Here is a 1,310-nt window from a genome sequence, read left to right on the forward strand (position 1 = left end):
ACCGTGATCTCTCCCATCATAGCGTTGACCGAAACGTTGTGATTTACTCACCAGATCATCCATTATTTCCTGTTTGATGAGGACATTAAAATCTTGAGCAGAGTTAACTGAACGGTGAATTAAATATTGAGAAGGACGTCCAGAAGAATGGTGAAATTCATTACATCCAGGGGTAGAGCGGGGGTGACTACCCCGCTGTCTGACTGTGGCATGTCTATATCGCCCACGCCCTGAAGAAGGGGCATGGTCATTCGGTTGGTTGTAACCGTTACCTGATCTTGCGTATTGACCACTGATACCAGCAGAACGTCTATCCATAATTATATTTCATTAATTAATGAAAATATAAAAAGTAGACTGCTGTTCTGCTCAGAAGTTCATTTTGCGGAAAAGTATACTTGAGTCATGGTGGGAGGAAGGCGATTACTGACTGTTTGTTTTCTTTTTCTCTTCTTCTTTTTTTTTGCTGGGTTGGTTTGCTTTTCTAAATGTTCTTCACCAGTCACGTATGCAGCATCTGCCCACCCTCTATTAAATGATACAGAGTCATGCTCCTGTGGGGGGATGCCTATCCTGGTCTTTATTTGATCAATATAGGGTTTCATTAAATCTTTGTTCAAAAGCCGGTTAACCGGGATTTCAATGACCTTAAATCCTGATTTTTTCAGCAGTGCGATTTTCAGCAGAGTCGAACCATTCCTGGTGTTGAAATCACCACCCACGTAATGAGACGGTCCCTGAACTTCAATCACCATGTTGTGATCTGGCAGAAGCAGGTCAACCGGAGGTAATGAGTTCAGGCTCTTTTCTTCTTCAATCCGCAAAGATGGAATGCATGATTGGAGTTGATCGCGGAAGTCGGCCTGGGTTTTTGAAATGGCTTTCTGGTAATGGCGGACGACCGGACACGCCCTGCCAAGCCAACTTGCGGCCATGATCATGATGGATCGATCCTCTTTATTATCTGGCGAGGCATTTTCCAAGCGAGTCAACAGGTCATCCATGTGCTTTTCAAGCACGTTATTTTTATTGGGATTGGAGTCTAGAGCCAACCTGGCACAGCATACCATGACTCCCCAGAGAGACATCGATATCTCTTCCTGAGAAAACTGAAGGTTCTTACGGATTCGATAGACAAGAGATTCGAACGTAGAGGTAGCCACGTTCAGTTCAACGAGTTCACCCAGTTTGGCCGTGGCCCACAGCAAGTTGGCAATACCCTGGGCATTAAATTGGTCTTTCTGTGCGTTCACGAGGGGCAACAGCGCGACCACAGCCTCGTTGAGCCCTGGTGTCTGTTCCTGCCCGTT

2 protein-coding genes are annotated in these 1,310 nt (G+C 45.6%); both read right to left on the bottom strand.

Annotated elements, in window-relative coordinates; genetic code table 11:
- On the bottom strand, positions 1 to 318 hold a 318-nt coding region (locus ACO6V1_RS23995), incomplete at its 3' end, for a hypothetical protein (protein ID WP_422469122.1).
- Positions 319 to 377: 59 nt separating this feature from the next.
- Positions 378 to 1,310: RAP domain-containing protein (locus ACO6V1_RS24000; RefSeq protein WP_422469124.1), on the bottom strand; the 933-nt coding region annotated here is incomplete at its 5' end.

This window comes from Endozoicomonas sp. ALC013 (assembly GCF_049310205.1).
Lineage (GTDB): Bacteria > Pseudomonadota > Gammaproteobacteria > Pseudomonadales > Endozoicomonadaceae > Endozoicomonas.